The following is an 834-nucleotide window of genomic DNA, read 5'->3' on the forward strand; positions in this document are numbered from 1 at the left end:
GCGGGGCTGGAGGATCATCGCGGCCGACAGCCGAGTTCTCCGCTCACCCCTGACCAAGAACAACCAATTCGTCAGCGGATTGAGGCCGGTCCCACGGCCCAAGATGGAGTGTGCTCGTTGCGGGGCGCGGACGTCAGACGGTTTCTGCAACACGAGTTGGGATTAGTCCGCTCGTTGGCCCCCGTCTACGGCTTGCTTCACCGGCTGGGCGATTCGTACCTCCGTTCCCGGCCTCGCCACCGCAAAGCGGACCCCGAGGCGGAAGCGGCGTTTCGGCGCGAACTCCCCGACCGATTGCGAACGCTCGCGATGACGCACGCTGACAAGCGCCTGCGGGCTTACTTCCAAGACGAGTCGCGCTTCGGCCAGCAAGGAACAACCACAAACGTGTGGGCCAAGAAGGGATCGCGGCCGACGGCCATTCGACAGACCGAGTACGAGCAGGCTGATGGTTAGTAACGCCAATGACGGTCACGCATGATCGTTTGCGATCGATCTCGCCCCGCCCGTTGCCGGTCACTTGGCATTTTTCGGCAAGGAATTCAAGTTCTACCGAGAACCAGCGCACTCCTCGTCGCTGATAGCTAAGCAAAGCCCCCCTTGCTCTTCAGGAAAGGGCAGGGCGGCCGCCAGCGCCAGAGCGTGCGCCCCGGCGCTGGCAGACCTCCCGCGCGCTCTAGCACGGACTCGAAGCCGCATCTCCCGCGAACAACCGCCAGCTGTCGTGGAGCTCGCGCCGCAGCTGGCTGACTCGTCCGGCGGTCAGCCGACAGAGCTCCGCGACGGCGCTCGTCCGTTCCCCCTGCGCCAGCGCGTGGACCACGCGCTGATCAC

General features: G+C 65.1%; 2 protein-coding genes (both cut by a window edge). Both read left to right on the forward strand.

The features are described from left to right. Positions 1–53, forward strand: partial view of a helix-turn-helix domain-containing protein gene (locus tag I41_RS05055; protein ID WP_145431509.1) — the final stretch only. The gene continues 325 nt to the left of window position 1, outside the view; only the last 53 of its 378 coding nucleotides appear in the window; the start codon falls outside the window, past its left edge; the stop codon is at positions 51–53. After that, positions 1–456: the 3' portion of a winged helix-turn-helix domain-containing protein gene (locus I41_RS28220; RefSeq protein WP_261342479.1), read on the forward strand. 24 nt of this gene lie to the left of the window's left edge; 456 of the gene's 480 nt are visible here — the last part of the coding sequence; its start codon lies off the left edge, out of view; its stop codon occupies positions 454–456. The genes I41_RS05055 and I41_RS28220 overlap by 77 nt, the downstream gene beginning before the upstream one ends. The last annotated feature ends 378 nt before the right edge of the window (positions 457–834 follow it).

It is taken from the genome of Lacipirellula limnantheis, assembly GCF_007746075.1.
In the GTDB taxonomy this organism is placed as follows: domain Bacteria; phylum Planctomycetota; class Planctomycetia; order Pirellulales; family Lacipirellulaceae; genus Lacipirellula; species Lacipirellula limnantheis.